The organism is Massilia rhizosphaerae (genome assembly GCF_016093545.1).
Lineage (GTDB): Bacteria > Pseudomonadota > Gammaproteobacteria > Burkholderiales > Burkholderiaceae_D > Telluria > Telluria rhizosphaerae.
On record NZ_JADKYX010000014.1, the window covers coordinates 1 to 15,638 of the forward strand.

At 67.2% G+C, this 15,638-nt stretch carries 7 protein-coding genes; 2 read left to right on the forward strand and 5 right to left on the reverse strand.

All coding sequences use genetic code 11. The features are described from left to right. The 5 genes from ISF28_RS31240 to glnE all read right to left on the reverse strand — a co-directional run. Nucleotides 1-120: transposase (locus tag ISF28_RS31240; protein WP_198118848.1), on the reverse strand; the 120-nt coding region annotated here is incomplete at its 3' end. Between the two features lie 158 nt (nt 121-278). After that, nucleotides 279-1,046, reverse strand: a complete 768-nt coding sequence (gene map, locus ISF28_RS19515) for a type I methionyl aminopeptidase (RefSeq protein ID WP_198118849.1) — start codon at nt 1,044-1,046, stop codon at nt 279-281. A gap of 192 nt (nt 1,047-1,238) precedes the next feature. Beyond that, entirely contained in the window at nt 1,239-4,124 is a 2,886-nt protein-coding gene (locus ISF28_RS19520; RefSeq protein WP_229519215.1) for a TonB-dependent receptor plug domain-containing protein, read from the reverse strand. A 489-nt stretch (nt 4,125-4,613) separates the two neighbouring features. Then, nucleotides 4,614-7,493, reverse strand: a complete 2,880-nt coding sequence (locus ISF28_RS19525) for a TonB-dependent receptor plug domain-containing protein (RefSeq protein WP_198118851.1) — start codon at nt 7,491-7,493, stop codon at nt 4,614-4,616. A 145-nt stretch (nt 7,494-7,638) separates the two neighbouring features. After that, nucleotides 7,639-10,380 (reverse strand): bifunctional [glutamate--ammonia ligase]-adenylyl-L-tyrosine phosphorylase/[glutamate--ammonia-ligase] adenylyltransferase, encoded by a 2,742-nt coding sequence (gene glnE, locus ISF28_RS19530; protein WP_198118852.1) that lies wholly within the window; start codon nt 10,378-10,380, stop codon nt 7,639-7,641. A gap of 166 nt (nt 10,381-10,546) precedes the next feature. Here glnE and ISF28_RS19535 point away from each other — a divergent pair, with 166 nt between their 5' ends. After that, nucleotides 10,547-14,803, forward strand: a complete 4,257-nt coding sequence (locus tag ISF28_RS19535) for a YhdP family protein (protein ID WP_198118853.1) — start codon at nt 10,547-10,549, stop codon at nt 14,801-14,803. Then, on the forward strand, nt 14,800-15,600 hold the full coding sequence (locus ISF28_RS19540) for a carbon-nitrogen hydrolase family protein (RefSeq protein WP_229519216.1): 801 nt from the start codon (nt 14,800-14,802) through the stop codon (nt 15,598-15,600). The genes ISF28_RS19535 and ISF28_RS19540 overlap by 4 nt, the downstream gene beginning before the upstream one ends. The last annotated feature ends 38 nt before the right edge of the window (nt 15,601-15,638 follow it).

The following is a 15,638-nucleotide window of genomic DNA, read 5'->3' on the forward strand; positions in this document are numbered from 1 at the left end:
CCAGCGCCGTACCATCCCGTGCGACAAACCGTGCTTCATCGCCACAGTCTTGTAGCCACCTTGTTTGTCGAGATACTGCCCGACTATCGAGAGCTTGAATTGCTCGTCGTACTTCGCCATGAAAAAAACCCAAAAGTTGGTGTCCAACTTTTGGGGTTCAGTTCACTCGGGAGCGTTTTTCTTTTGTCGTGCGATATCGTGTGCGAATGGTGGGCGGAGGCCGCCCACCCTACGTATTTCGCCGTAGGATGGGCACCCACCAGACGTTCGCATGCCGGTTATTTCGTCTTGGGCCACGGGGTGAGGATCTCGAACCCGTTCCTGGTCACCGCGATCATGTGTTCCCACTGCGCCGACAGCGACCGGTCGCGCGTGACGACGGTCCACCCGTCGTCCAGCTGTTCGACGTCCGCGTCGCCCATATTGATCATGGGCTCGACCGTGAACGTCATGCCTTCCTTGATGATGAGGCCCGTGTCCGGCCGGCCGTAGTGCAGCACCTGCGGGTCTTCGTGGTAGACCTTGCCGATGCCGTGGCCGCAGTATTCGCGCACGACGGAATAGCCTTGCGCCTCCGCCAGCTTCTGGATCGCGTGGCCGACGTCGCCCAGGCGCGCGCCCGGGCGCACGGTGCGGATGCCGGCCATCATGGCGTCGAAGGTCGTGTCGACCAGCTTCTTTGCTTCGGGACTGGGCGTGCCGACGAAGTACATGCGGCTGGTGTCGCCGTGCCAGCCGTCCTTGATGACGGTGACGTCGATGTTGACGATGTCGCCGTCCTTCAGGACCTCGTTGGGGCTGGGGATGCCGTGGCAGACGACGCTGTTCACGGACGTGCACAGGGTCTTCGGGAAGCCGTGGTAGCCGACGTTGGCCGGCGTGGCCTTCTGCACCTTGCGGATGTATTCGTTGCAGCGGCGGTCGAGTTCCTCGGTGGAGACGCCGGGGACGACGTGTTCGGCGATCATTTCCAGCACCTCGGCCGCCAGGCGGCCGGAGATGCGCATCTTCGCAATATCTTTGTCTGTCTTGAGTTTGATAGCCATGTTCACTTTCGTTGGGCCGCGCCGCCGTGTTGCCGGGCCGGCCGATGGCGCATGATACCGCCAAGCGGCCCGCGGCGTCAGCAAGGCGGCAAATGTGCGGCCGCGCTCGCGTGCGCCGAAAAAAAAAAGCCGCCCGCGCAAGGGCGGGCGGCTTGGCGCGTCCGGCACGCGGGCGTGCCGGAAGGCGATCGATCAGAGCTTGAAGCGGACGCCCGCGTACCAGCGGCGGCCGATCGGGTCGTAGGTGCCGGCATCGGTCTCGGTGCCGGTCACGTCGCCCGGCAGGCCGGAGATGATCGGCGGCGCCTTGACGTCGAACGCGTTGTCGAGGCCGAAGTACAGCTCGGTCCTCTTCATCAGCTGGTACGACACCTGCATGCTCGTGTAGGTGCGCGAACCGACCTGGAGCGAGTGCGGCGGCAGGTCGAAGCCCGACAGGAACTGGTCGTCCAGCGACGAACGGCCGATGTAGTCGAACGTGGCGCTGACGTTCAGGTCTTTCCAGCGATAGCCCAGGTTCAGGTTCGCCTTGTTCTTGGGCGCCCCGATTTCACCGGCGAACGGATCGCGGTCGGCACCCGGCAGCGGCACGTCGTAGCCGGTGCGCACATAGGTGTAGGCGAGGCGGGTCGACAGCGTGCCCGGGCCGACATGGTCGTTCCAGGCGGCGGTCAGGTCGATGCCCGAGGTGGCCTTGCCGCCGCTGTTCGACACGGCGGTGTCGATGTAGCGCAGGGCGCCGGCGCTGCTGGCGCCGTTCGCGGTCGGCCAGCGGGTGATGAACTGGCACATGGCCGGGTTCGTGCCGCTGTAGCAGCTGGTCAGCGCGAACTGGCGCGGGGTCGACACGATCGCGTCGGCGATCTTGATGTTGAAGTAGTCGGCCGTGAAGGTGAAACGCTTCAGCATCGGGATCGAACGCGGGGTCCAGACGACGCCGAGGGTCGTCGAACGGCCTTTTTCCGCGTGCAGGTTCGGGTTGCCGCGGTTGTAGCCGCTGACGCCCTGCTGGTCGGCCAGGGTGTTCGTGAACTGGCCGTTCTTGTCGATGTTCGCGGCCACGCCCGGATCGGCACGGCAGCGCGCGTCGTACACGCCCTGCGACGTCGCGGTCACGCCTTCGCACGGGTCGGTCAGGCCGGACGGGAAGTCCTGGCTCGGCGCCTGGTACAGCTCGTTGATGTCCGGCGCACGGGTCGACAGCGAACGGGTGCCGCGCAGCTTGACGTCGTTGACGACGGTCCATTCGAAGCCGGCGTTCCAGCTGTTGGTGCTGCCCACCGACGAGTAGTCGCCGTGGCGGAAGGCGAGCGGCAGGCTCAGTTCCTTGATGAAGGGAAGATCCTTCAGGATCGGCACGTGGGCTTCGACGAAGGCTTCGCGCACGCTGAATTCGCCCTGGGTCGGCGGGGTCGCGTTGCCGGCGTTCAGGCCGGCCTGGGTCAGCGCGTCGGGGATCGATTCCGAGTATTCCTTGCGGAACTCGACACCGGCCGCGACGCCCAGCGGACCGGCCGGCAGGTCGAAGATTTCGCCGTCGATGTGGCCGCCCGCCAGCTTCTGCGTGGTGCGCGTCGTCAGCGAGCCCGGCGCGTTCACGTAGGCCAGCGCTTCCTTGCTGATCGAGTTGAAGCCGAAGATATTGATCGGCACGCAACCCTGCGCGACCGCGTTGGCGTCCGCGCAGACCGGCTTGCCGTTCGCATCGGGGATGGCGTTCAGTGCGTTGCGGAAGTTCAGGACGTTGACCTGGCCGCTCGACTGCTGGCCTTCCTTGGTCTGGCCGTACGCGACGTAGGCCTCGTAGTTCCAGTCCTTCCAGGCGTGGAAGTCGCCTTTCATGCCGGTGGCGAGGCGGAAGGTGTCGCGGTCCACGCTGTTGTGGCGGGTGCCGACTTCGGCCATGCGGCGCGTGAACGAGTAGTCGGGGATGCCGTCGCCGTCGGTGTCGCTGATGCGGTCGTACAGGTATTGCGGCACCAGCGGGTTCTTCACCAGCGTGCCGTTGACCATGGCACCGGCCGGCACTTGCGCGTTGCTGAAGATGTCGGCCGAGCTCAGCGCGAACGGCTCGATCACGCTGCCCGAGCGGGTCGAGACATAGGTGCCTTCGACGAAGGCGCTGTTGTGCTCGTCGAGTTTGCGCTCGCCGTTCAGGGCCAGCACGAAGCGGTCGACCGGCACGGCGATCGAACGGTAGTACGAACGGTTGAAGCCTGACACCGAGGAGACGAACGGGATCGGGTTGCCGTTCGCGTCGTAGGTGTAGCTGCCGCTCTTGCCGTTGGCGCCCTTGTAGGTGAAGCGGCCTTGCGGCGCGTAGCTGGAGTAGGTCGGACGGACCGCGACGAAGGCGTCGGCCGGATCCCCGGTGTCGACGACCATCTTCGACGACTGGTCGACCGCCGAGGCTTCGCGGTTGCGCGACCACACCTGGCCGTCGCGCGTGAAGCCGATGTGGCCCATCAGGAAGCCGTTGTCGTTGCTGCTGCCGTAGGTGATCGACAGCTTGCGCTTCTCGCTGTCGCCCTTCGAGCTCTCGCCGCCCTGGGCGTCGATCGTGAGGCCGTCGAAATTACGCTTGGTGATGATGTTGACCACGCCGGCCACGGCGTCCGAGCCGTACGCTGCCGAGGCGCCGCCGGTCAGCAGTTCGACGCGTTCGATGAAATCGGTCGGGATCGCGTTCAGGTCGACCGCGGCGCTGCCCGGCACGCCGGACACGAAGCGGCGGCCGTTGACCAGCACCAGGGTGCGCGAGGTGCCCAGGTTGCGCAGGTCGACGGTGGCCACGCCCGCGCCGGACGTCAGGAATGCCGTGTTGGTGCGGCTGTAGGTCGGCGTGCCCAGGGTCGGGTTTTGCAGGAGCAGGTCCTGGAGGTTGTTGGCACCCGAGGCGGCGATATCCCGTGAGGTCAGCACCTGCAGCGGCGACGGCGACTCCGCGTTCGGCGACGCGATGCGCGAACCGGTGATCTCGACGCGCTGCATCGGCGCGGGCTGCGTGTCCTGCGCGTAGGCGCCCTGCACGGCAAGGGCGACCCCGCCAAGGCAGATCATCCGGATTGAACGGGACAAATTCTTCTCTCTCATATTTTTAATACTCCCAGGGTTTATAAAACGGCAGGCCGGATCGCAGCACTGTCGTTGGCGTCGGCGAGCGACAAGTTTTGGTCGACGTGGGTTGCGCGTGTTCGATGCGTACGTTTTTCCAAGGTGCCAATAACATCATTCGGCGTAGCTTCATGTCAACACGTGTAACGATGTGCATCCGCGCTTGTCACTCGCGCGCGTCCGCCTTGTTCGAAAGGCAAACCTGATGAGTTACAGTTGTGTTTATCGAAATCGTCGAATTTAAGTTGGAAATTACGCGGAATTTCAGTTCTATATACAATTTTTCTGACGAAAAACCGATTCGATCAGCTTGTGTTTGTCCCCCGAGCAATAGCTAGAGTGTATTTTTTAGTATGGCAAAATGTAAAATGAACGACCCTATTTAAGGGTGCCGATTTATTCGCATTTTGTTGTAAATTCGCAAAAGCGAAGCCTGCTTCACGCGGGCAGCGATCAGAACGACTGGCTGTAGCGCACGTAGAAGAGCCGGTCGATCGGCATCTGCGGATCGACGGACGCCGCCGCCGACGTGCCGTTCGGGAACGACGTGTTGGCGTCGTAGACGATGCGCGGCTTGCGGTCGAACACGTTGTTGGCGCCGGCCAGCAGCTTCGCCTTCCACGGCAGGACATAGCCCACCGATAAGTCGCTGTAGACCATCGCGCCCAGCGTCGTGTAGCCGGTGCCCCAACTGGCCGCGCCTGTCGGATTGCTGCATTCTTCGTTGCTGGCGGCGCTCCAGCAATGCACCTTGACGCCGCTGGTGTAGCGCGACGCCAGGGTGGCGCTCCAGTTGCCGAGGCTCCAATCCAGGGCCACGTTCGATTTCACGGGGTTGTACGTGAACTCGCCGGCGTCATTTTCCCAGTTCGACGTCGCGGTGCTCTTGATGCGGAACATGTCGGTATAGGTCGATTCGGACCGGATGTCGAACCGGCCCAGCGCCGTGCGCGGGAAACGGTAGGCGAGGGCCAGGTCGACGCCCCGGGTCTGCAGCTCGCCCAGGTTCGCGTTACCGCGCGCCAGGCTGGCGATCATGCCGGTGGCCGGGTCGCGCTTGATCTTGTCGCAGAACGCCTGCACGCCGCCCACGTAGCACTGGTCGATCTCGTAGGTTGCCGTCACGCCGCTGATGCGGTTCTTGACGTGGATGTCGAACCAGTCGAGCGCGATGGACGCGCCGTTCAGCCAGTTCGGGCTCGCCACGATGCCGAAGGTCGTCGTCGTCGCCGTTTCCGGCCGCAGCGCGTCGTTGCCGGCCCCCACGTTGAACGGGACCGGGGTCTGGCCGCCGCCGGCCGGGACCGGCGAACCCGCCTGGTTGAGCTGGCGGAAGCCCGCCGGCACGCCGGCGGCCGCGCACCGGGCCGCCACGGCCGGATTGCGCGCCGCTTCGCCGTACATGCTGTCGCAGGCGTCCAGGTAGGACTCGTAGGCTTGCTGGCCGCCGCCGAACGTGTCGCTCAGCGTGGGGGCGCGAAAGCCCTGGGCCCGGGTGCCGCGCACCAGCAGGTCGCGCACCGGCTTCCAGATCACGCTGGCCTTGCTGTTGGCGGTGTTGCCGAAGTTGCTGTAGTCGGAGTAGCGCGACGCGATGTCGACGCTCAGCTGTTGCGCGAACGGCTTGTTCTTGAGCAGCGGGACGTTGAATTCCAGATAGGCTTCGCGCACCGTGTACTTGCCGACGGTGGCATTGCCGGCCAGGTCGGTCGAGTAGCCCGACTGCTCGAACTCGCCCGGCCGGTCGTACCCGCTGACGGCGCGGCGCTCGAGCCCGGCCGCCATGCCGACGGCGCCGGCCGGCAGGTCGAACAGGTCGCCCGTGATGTCGGCGGTGGCGCTGTTGACGGTCGAGCCGTACGTGGCATGGCCGGTCGACATCACGTAAGCCAGTGCGTCCGGCGTCGACGCCGACGGGCCGCCCAGGATGTCGAACGGCACGCATTGGCTCGCCGGAATCGGCGCGGCGGCGGTGCCGCACTGCACGGTGCCCGCCGCGTTCATGAACGACGGCCCCAGGGCTTGCTTGAGGTTCAGCAGGTTCAGGTTGCCGGTCGACAGCACCGAGCCCGTGATGGCGCTGTGGTTGTAGCCGACGGTCCAGTTCCAGGCCCGGCCGAGCAGGCGGACGTCGCCTTCCAGGCGCGCGTCGACGTGCACCGTGCGGTTCTCGTTGTCCGTCACGCGCGGCACTTCGACCGTGCGGCGGATGAAGAACAGGTCCTGGCCCTGGCCGGCGCCGGCCACCTGGTTGCCGTACGGGTTGAAATAGCTGTCCTTGTCGATGAAGACCGGATACTTGCTCTGGGTGAACGAGTTCAGCGGGTAGCCGGCGTTCTGGCGCGACGACGTGCGGTCCGCGAACATCGCCGTGGCCGTGAAGCGCATGGCGTGCGGCAGCGCGATGCCGCCCTTGGCGAAGACGGACGCCAGCCGCGTGGGCGCCAGGTACATCATCTGGAGCGACGGGTTGTACGTGTCGGCGTCGGCGCCGGCGTAATCATGGTAATTGGCCGGGTCGCGCGCGTTGGCGCCGGTGCCGTCGCCTGCGTAGGAACCGGTGTGGTCGAGGATCCTGTTGACACCGCCGGGGCTCAGCTGGCGGATGTGGCCCCACGGGCTGGCGCCGAGGCCGGCGCTCAGGTGGTTCGGGCCGTAATTGCTGGCCGTGACGGCGCGGTCCTTGGCCCAGACGACGCCGTCCTCGGTGTACGTGAGACCGAACATCAGGTCGGCCTTGTCGTCGCCGGCGCCGTAGGCCAGCGCATAGTCCTTCTTCCTGCCGTCGCCTTTCTGGTTGCGGCCCGCGTAGACGCTGGCGCGGCCGCCCTGCATGGTCTTCTTGAGGATGACGTTGACGACGCCGGCGATGGCATCGGAGCCGTAGATAGCCGAGGCGCCGTCCTTGAGGATGTCGATGCGCTCGATCAGCGCCGCCGGGATGGTCGACATGTCGGTATAGCCGGCGACGGTCTGCGTCCACCGTTTGCCGTCGACCAGCACCAGCAGGCGGTTCGCCCCCAGGTTGCGCATGTTGACGCGCTGGCCGCCCTGTTCGCGGTTCGACGTCAGGGTCGAGCCCCGCGAGAACGCCGGCGTGCCGGCGGCGGACAGGTTGTCGATGATGTCGCCGACGGTGACGAGGCCCGATCTCTGGACCTGTTCCTGGGTCAGCACCTGGATCGGTTGCGCCGTTTCCAGGTCGACCTGGCGGATCCTCGAGCCCGTGACTTCGACGCGCTGCATCGACTCGCCCGTTTGTGCATGCGCGCAGCCGGCCATCGCCGTCAGGGCGACGGCGACCGCCTTGGCGATCGTGGTAGGTTGTTGCATGGGTTCTCCGATAAGGCGCAGTCGTGGCCGCGCATCAACGATACGCTGGCCGTATCGGAGTGTTTACGTGTTGAGAAATATCAATACGTAAATATTTTTATACGGAAACGTTGACAAAAAACAACGTCCCCGCGTCTGGACGGGTCTAGACGTCGAAGCAGTCGTGCCACAGCCGCACGACGACGTCCGCATGCCTGGCGACGAGGCCGCGGTCCACGCGGGCGTTTTCCTGGCCTTGCAGGCGCACCTGGTGCTGCAGCTTGCGCATCGCGCGGTAGGCGCCGGACGCGCCGTCGGCCAGGCCGGCGTCGATGAGCCCCAGCTGGCCGCACAGTTTCAGCAAGGCGATGTTGCCGGCGTTCGCCGTCAGCTGCGGATACGCGCAGGCATGGCGCAGCACCAGGTACTGGACGATGAATTCGATGTCGATCATGCCGCCTTCGTCGTGCTTGAGGTCGAAACGGTCGTCGCGCGGCGGGTGCGCGTCGCGCATGCGTTGGCGCATCTTGGCCACTTCGGTGCGCAGCTCGTCGGCGCGGCCCGAGCGGTCCTGGCGCAGCACTTGTTCGCGGATCGTCTCGAAGCGCGCGCCGATGGCGGCGTCGCCGGCGCAGAAGCGGGCACGCGTGAGGGCCTGGTGCTCCCAGATCCAGGCGGACGATTGCTGGTAGCGCTCGAACGCGGCCACGGACGACACCAGCATGCCGGACGCGCCGTCCGGCCGCAGCGCCGTGTCGATGTCGAACAGGATGCCCGCCGGCGTATGCGTCGTCATCCAGGTGATGAAGCGCTGGGCCAGCTTGGCGTAGTTCGACGGCGCCATGTCGTCGTCGTCGTCGAACAGGAAGATCACGTCCAGGTCGGACACATAGCCCAGTTCCTTGCCGCCCAGCTTGCCGTAGGCGATGACGGCGAAGCGCGGCACGTCGCGGTGGCGCGACGGAATGGTGCGCCAGGCGCGGCGCACGACTTCGCACACGATCAGGTCGGCCAGCGCCGACAGGTGGTCGGCCAGGCGCTCGACGGATAATTCTCCCGCCAGGTCGAGCGCGAGCAGGCGGAACATCTGGGCGTGATGGGCTTCGCGCAGGATGTCGAGCTGGCGCTCGGTGTCGCCGGCCGCCGCGTCGAGCTGGGCCGACAGGCTGGCCGCCAGCGCGGGCAGATCCTCGGCGGCATTGCCGCGGTCGTCCAGCAGCTCGTCCAGCAGGATCGGGTGCTGGGTGAGGAAGGTGGCGGCCCAGCCGGAGGCATTGATCATGCGCAGCACCCGCTCCAGCGTGTGCGGATATTCCGTCAGCAGCGACAAGTAGGCGGAGCGGCGCGCGATGGCTTCGAAGAAATCGAGCAGGCGGCCGAGCAGGGCCGCATGGCTGCCGAGCCCGGCGTCGGCCACGACGGCGGGGATCTGCGCCAGCGCCGTATTGACAAGGGCGACGAGGCGGTGGCGGCTCGCTTCCGGCAAGGTCTGCAGCCGGGGTGCCTGCCAGGTGGCGACGAGGCGGCCGGCGGCCGCTTGCGGATCGTCGAATCCGAGGCTCGCGAGCCGGTCGGCGATGGCGTCGCGGTTGTCGGGATCGGAGAGCAGGGCATCCGGGTCGACGGGTTCGGCGCCGGCCGCCTTGTCGGCGAAGATCGCGTCGAACTGGGCGGCGACGAAGGCGCGCCAAACGTCCAGGCGGGCCAGCAGTTCGGCCTCGCCGGCCATGCCCATCATCCGGGCGATGGTCTGCTTGTCCTCGGGCGAGACGGGCATCGTGTGCGTCTGGGCGTCTTCCAGGTATTGCAGGCGGTGCTCCAGGTTGCGCAGGAATTCATACGCTTCGAGCAATTGCTCGACGGTGTCATCGGCCAGCAGCTCGCGTTCGGCCAGCAGGCGCAGCGTCTTGCGCGTGGAGCGCTCGCGCAGCGCCGCGTCGCGGCCGCCGCGGATCAGCTGGAATACCTGGGCCAGGAATTCGATCTCGCGGATGCCGCCGCGGCCCAGCTTGACGTTCTGGTTGCGCTCCGGGTGCAGGCGTTCCTGGCGGTTGACCTCGGCGCGGATCTGGGCGTGCATGGTGCGGATCGCGTCGATCACGCCGAAGTCGAGGTAGCGCCGGAACACGAACGGCCGCACGATGGCGTCCAGGGCCGCGATGTCGGCCGGATCGCCGGTGACCGCGCGCGCCTTGACCCAGGCATAACGTTCCCATTCGCGCCCTTGTACGATCAGGTAGTCCTCGACCATGTTCAGGCTCGCCACGAGCGGGCCCGACTTGCCGTTTGGACGCAGCGCCATGTCGACGCGGAACGTAAAACCGTCTTCGGTCACTTCGGACAGGGCGGCGATCAGCTTGCGGCCCAGGCGCACGAAGAATTCGTGGTTCGACAGCGATTTCTGGCCGGGGCCGGCCCTGGTGTCGCCGTCCTCGGGGTAGACGAAGATGAGGTCGATGTCGGACGAAACGTTCAGCTCGCCGCCGCCGTGCTTGCCCATCGCCAGCACCATCATCTGCTGGGGCCGGCCGGACTCGGCGCCGACCGGTTCGCCGTGCAGCGCCGTCATCTCGGCCATGAGCTCGGCCAGGTGGGTCTGGACGGCGAAGTCGGCGAAGCGGCTCATGGCGGTGACGACTTCGTCGAGGTCGGCCAGGCCGTCGAGGTCGCGCCGGATGATGGCGCAGACGAGCAGGTTGCGCAGGCGGCGCATCGCCCTGGCCGTCGGGAGGACCGAACCGTCCGGGCCGGAGGCGGCCTCGGACTTCAGCGCTGCGCCGAAATCGAGGGAGGCCAGCGATAATGCGGCCAGGGTATCGACGCGTCCGGCACGGGCCGGGTCGGCGGCGAGCCAGCGTTGGTAAAAGCGCGACGTTTGCGCCAGGGACGGGGAGGAAGCTTGGAACATAGGGCGAATTCCAGACGAGTTGTGCGTTTCGGGTCGCTTGCTATGGGGTAAAATTGCCCGCCATGCTGCCCTGGGTCAGCTTGATGGTAAGGTAGACGCCGCGGATGTTGCAAGCGCCTCTTATTGATTGTTAAACGATTTACGGCGAGCTTTTTTGAGCCTTTTGATGCACAACCCGGAACCGCAGGCGCAGCGCGAGCACGACGCGCACGAGCAGGCGCACCCCCAGGGCCGCGCGCATGAGCACGCGCACGTCCCGCTGGCGGAGCGCTGGGCCCGCGCGCGCGCATGCTACCGCTACGCCAACCTGGCATCGCATCACGTGCTCGGCTTTACCATCAAGGCCGTCCTGCTCGTCTACTTCGCGTTCACGGTGCTGTTCCTCGTGCTGCGCTACGCGGTCCTGCCGAACATCGACATCTACAAGCCGGACATCGAACGGGCCGCCAGCCGCGCGCTCGGCAACCAGGTGACCATCGCCCGCGTCTACGCGTCGTGGCGCGGCCTGCATCCGAACCTGTACCTCGGCGACCTGCGCCTGCACGACCGCGCCGGCCGCCAGCTGCTGGCGCTGCCGTCCGTGTCCGCCACATTGTCGTGGTGGTCGGTGGTGGCGGCCGAACCCCGGTTCGAGGCGCTGGAAATCAACCGGCCGGAACTGGACGTGCGGCGCGGCCGCGACGGCGTCATTGCCGTGGCCGGCGTGCGCATCGACCCGAACAAGAAGGAAGAGGGCGGCGGCGCCGACTGGCTGCTGCGCCAGCACGAGATCGTCATCCGCGAAGGCCGCCTGTCGTGGACGGACGAGTTGCGCGGCGCGCCGACGCTCGCGCTGTCGGACGTGACCCTCGTGCTGCAGAACCGCTGGACGACGCACCGCTTCGCCCTGAAGGCCGCGCCGCCGCCGGGCGCCGGCGACCCGCTCGACCTGCGCGCGCGCTTTTCCCACCCGGCGTTCGGCGCCAGGCCGTCCGACGTGCGGCGCTGGAAAGGCGAGGTGTATGCCGACCTGCGCAACACCGATCTCGCCGCCTGGAAGCAGTACTTCGATTATCCGTTCACCCTGCAGCAGGGCTGCGGTTCCGTGCGCGCCTGGCTCGATTTCGACCATGCGCGCCTGGCCGGCTTCACGGCCGACCTCGCGCTGGCCGGCGTCAGCGCGCGCCTCGGGCCGGATACGCCGCCGCTCGCGCTGGCGCGCGTGTCGGGCCGGCTGTCGGCCAGCGAGACGATCGCGTCGAACGTGACGGACGGCAAGCCGACTTTCGGCGCGCTGGGCCATACGATCGGCCTGGAAAATTTCTCCGTCGTCACGGAAGACGGCGTCGTGCTGCCGCCGGCGACGTTGACCGAATCCTGGCGTCCGGCCTCCCGCACCCAGCCGGAGCGCTTCCAGGTGCGCGCCGGCCAGCTCGACGTGGGCGCGCTGGCCACGCTGGCCGCGCAATTGCCCATCGCGCCCGCGCAGCGCCAGTTGCTGACGGAACTGGCGCCCCACGGCCGCATCAACGACGCCGCCGTCGAGTGGCAGGGCCGCTTCCCGCACGTCACCGGCTACCGCGTGCGCGGCGAGGTCGAGAACCTCGGCATGAATCCGCTGGCGGCGCGCGCCGGGCAGGCGGCGGCCGATGGCCACCCGGCCCAGGCCGCATGGCCGGCGCTGCCGGGTTTCAAGAACCTGTCGGGCCGCATCGACGCGACCGACCACGGCGGCAGCGTCGACGTCGATTCCGACAAGCTCGTGCTCGCGTTGCCGGCCTGGTTCGCCGAACCGGAAATGCCGTTCGACCGGCTCGCCCTGCACGCGCGCTGGAGCTTTCCCCAGGACGATCAATTGCTCGTCGAAGTCGACAGCATGAACTTGGCGCAGGGTGCCCTGAAGGCGAGCCTGTCCGGCCGCCATGTGCTGCCGCTGAAGCCCGGGCAAGGGCCGGGCAGCGCCGACTTCACGGGTACGGTCGACAATTTTCAGATCGCGAGCATCGGACGCTGGTTGCCGCTGGCAACGCCCGAAGGGTTGCGCGAATGGCTGACGGGCGCGCTGCAGGGCGGCACCCTGCACGATGCGCACCTGCGCCTGCGCGGGGACCTGGCCCATTTCCCGTTCCGGGCCGACAATGCCCTCGAGCGAGCGCGCGGCGAGTTCCGCGTCGGCGGCCGCATCGAGGACGGCAAGCTCGAGTACGCGCCCGGCCGCAAGGCGGACGACGGCAAGGCGCCGCTGTGGCCGCTGGCCGAGCACATCAACGGTTCCATCGTGTTCGACCGCGCGCGCATGGACATCCGCGGCGACACGGCGCGCACGCTGGGCATCGCCCTGTCCAACGTCCATGCCGTGATCCCCGAGCTGGGCGTGCACGACATGATGCTCGACATCGACGGCGCGGCCGCCGCACCCTTGCCGGATTTCCTGCGCTACGTGGCGGCCAGCCCCGTGCTCGACTGGATCGGCGGCTTCACCGAGGACACCCGCGCGACGGGCCCGGCCAAGCTGGGCCTCAAGCTGCACCTGCCGCTCGCGAGCCTGCACGACGCGAAAGTCCAGGGCGCGCTGCAGCTGCAGAACAACGACGTCGTGCTGTTCCCCGACTTGCCGCCCATCGAGGCCGCGCTGGGCCGCATCGAGTTTTCCGAGCGCGGCGTGAACCTGAACGGCGTCGGCGCCAGCTTCCTGGGCGGGCCGCTGCAATTGTCCGGTGGCACGCAGCGCGACGGCGCCATCCAGATCCGCATGGCGGGCAGCGCCACGGCCGAGGGCATGCGCCAGACCCGTTCCCTGCCGGCGCTGCAGCGCCTGGGCGCCAAGCTTTCCGGCGGGGCGCGCTTCGGCGGCACCGTCACCGTGCGCGACCGCCAGACCCAGATCGTCCTCGACTCCAACCTGGCCGGCCTCGGCGTGGAACTGCCGGCGCCGCTGAACAAGCCCGCGCCGGACGCGCTGCCGCTGCACTTCGTCCTGTCCGGCCAGCCGGAGGGCCCGGACGAGGTCGGCCACGACGACATCCGCATCACCCTCGGCAATATCGCGGCCGCGAAATACGTCCGCGAACGCCAGCCGCACGGTCCGTGGATTGTCAAGCGGGGCGGCATCGGCGTCAACGTGCCGGCGCCCGAGCCCGACAGCGGCATGATGATCAACGTGAACATGAAGTCGCTGAACGTCGACCGCTGGCTCGCGGCGGCCGGCGAGATCGCCGGACCGGCCGACGCCGCGCCGGCATCGGGCAACGCGGCCGACAACGGCGGCGGCATGGCCCAGTACGTCATGCCGGACACGGTCGCGGCGCGCGCCAGCGACCTCATCATCGGCGAACGGGCGCTGCACGATGTCGTCGTCGGCGCCACGCACCAGAACAATACGTGGCAGGCCAGCATCGATTCGCGCCAGGTGGTCGGCTACGTGACGTGGAACGAATCGTCCACGGGCCAGCCGATGGGCAAGGTGACGGCCCGCCTGGCCTCGCTCGTGATCCCGGAATCGTCCGCGAACGAAGTCAAGGACCTGCTCGAATCGAACAAGGGCGCCAGCGCCACCATTCCGGGCCTGGACATCGTGGCCGACCGCTTCCAGCTGTTCAACAAGGAATTCGGCCGCCTGGAACTGGTGGCCAGCAATGCGGCAGCGCAGGCCGGGCGCGAATGGCGCATCGAGCGGCTGGCGCTGACGAACCCGGACGGCCAGTTGAAGGCGAACGGCCGCTGGCTCACGCGCGACGGCAAGAGCAACACGGCATTGAATTTCAACCTCGACATCAGCGATGCGGGCAGGTTGCTGGACCGCTTGGGTTTCCCGGAAACCCTGCGTCACGGCAAGGGTTCGCTGTCCGGCGACATCTCGTGGGCCGGGCTGCCGTACTCGCTCGACATCCCCAGCCTGTCGGGCCAGATCCAGATGAACGTCGAGGATGGGCAATTCCTCAAGCAGGACCCGGGCGCCGCGAAACTGCTGGGCGTGCTGAGCCTGCAGATGCTGCCGCGCATGCTGAAACTCGACTTCCACGACGTGTTCTCGGACGGCCTCGCCTTCGACGGCATCACGGCCAATGCGGCGATCACGCGCGGCGTCGTGCGCACGGACAACCTCAAGATGCACGGCGTGGCGGCAACGGTGCTGATGGACGGCACGGCCGACATCGCGCACGAGTCGACGAACCTGCACGTCGTCGTGATTCCGGAATTTAACCTGGGCACCAGCTCGCTCGTGTACGGCCTGGCCGTGAACCCCGTGATCGGCCTGGGCAGCTTCCTGGCCCAGCTGTTCCTGCGCGCGCCCGTGATGAAGGCGCTGACGTACCACATGCAGATCACAGGACCGTGGAAGTCGCCGCATATCGTGAAGCTGGACAATTCGCCCGCCGTCGCGGCCGCGGTCGAGGCGGCGGCCCAGCAGGACCGCAACAAGCAGAAGAAGGGAAACCAATGAAGGCTATCGTTGCCGCCGTACAGATGGTGTCCACGCCCGACGTGGACGAGAATCTCGCCACCGCGCGCCGCCTGATCGCCCACGCCGCCGCGCGTGGCGCGACCCTGGTCACCTTGCCGGAATACTGGCCCATCATGGGCATGACGGACGCGGACAAGGTCGCCCACGCGGAACAACCGGGCCACGGCCCCATCCAGGATTTCCTGGCCGGACAGGCGCGCGAGCACGGCATCTGGCTGATCGGCGGCACCTTGCCGCTCGTGTCGGGCAGTGCTGGCCGCGTGCTGAACACGACGCTCGTCTACGACCCGGCCGGGCAGCACGTGGGCCGCTACGACAAGATCCACCTGTTCGGCTTCAACAAGGGCAGCGAGTCGTACGACGAGGCGCGCACCATCGTGCCGGGCGAGACGGTCGGCAGCTTCGAGGCGCCGTTCGGCCGGGTCGGCCTGGCGATCTGCTACGACCTGCGCTTCCCGGAACTGTTCCGCGCGATGGGCGAGTGCGCGCTGATCGTCGTGCCGGCCGCGTTCACGCACACGACGGGCCTGGCGCACTGGGAAGTGCTGCTGCGTGCCCGCGCCATCGAAAACCAGTGCTACGTGCTGGCGTCGGCGCAGGGCGGCACGCACGTGAACGGCCGGCGCACGTTCGGCCACAGCATGCTCATCGATCCGTGGGGCGACGTGAAGGACCTGTTGCCGGAAGGCGAAGGCGTCGTCAGCGGCGAGATCGACCCGGACTACATCGCGAAGGTGCGCGAGAGTTTGCCGGCGCTGAAACACCGCAAACTCTGACGTATGGCACAATGCCCTATCCTTATTTGAAAGACCCG

What these genes read in the sequence shown, in the direction of transcription:
- map (WP_198118849.1), bottom strand. Translation starts at nt 1,046, where the DNA reads ATGGCTATCAAACTCAAGACAGACAAAGATATTGCGAAGATGCGCATC.
- ISF28_RS19525 (WP_198118851.1), bottom strand. Translation starts at nt 7,493, where the DNA reads ATGCAACAACCTACCACGATCGCCAAGGCGGTCGCCGTCGCCCTGACG.
- glnE (WP_198118852.1), bottom strand. Translation starts at nt 10,380, where the DNA reads ATGTTCCAAGCTTCCTCCCCGTCCCTGGCGCAAACGTCGCGCTTTTAC.
- ISF28_RS19535 (WP_198118853.1), top strand. Translation starts at nt 10,547, where the DNA reads ATGCACAACCCGGAACCGCAGGCGCAGCGCGAGCACGACGCGCACGAG.
- ISF28_RS19540 (WP_229519216.1), top strand. Translation starts at nt 14,800, where the DNA reads ATGAAGGCTATCGTTGCCGCCGTACAGATGGTGTCCACGCCCGACGTG.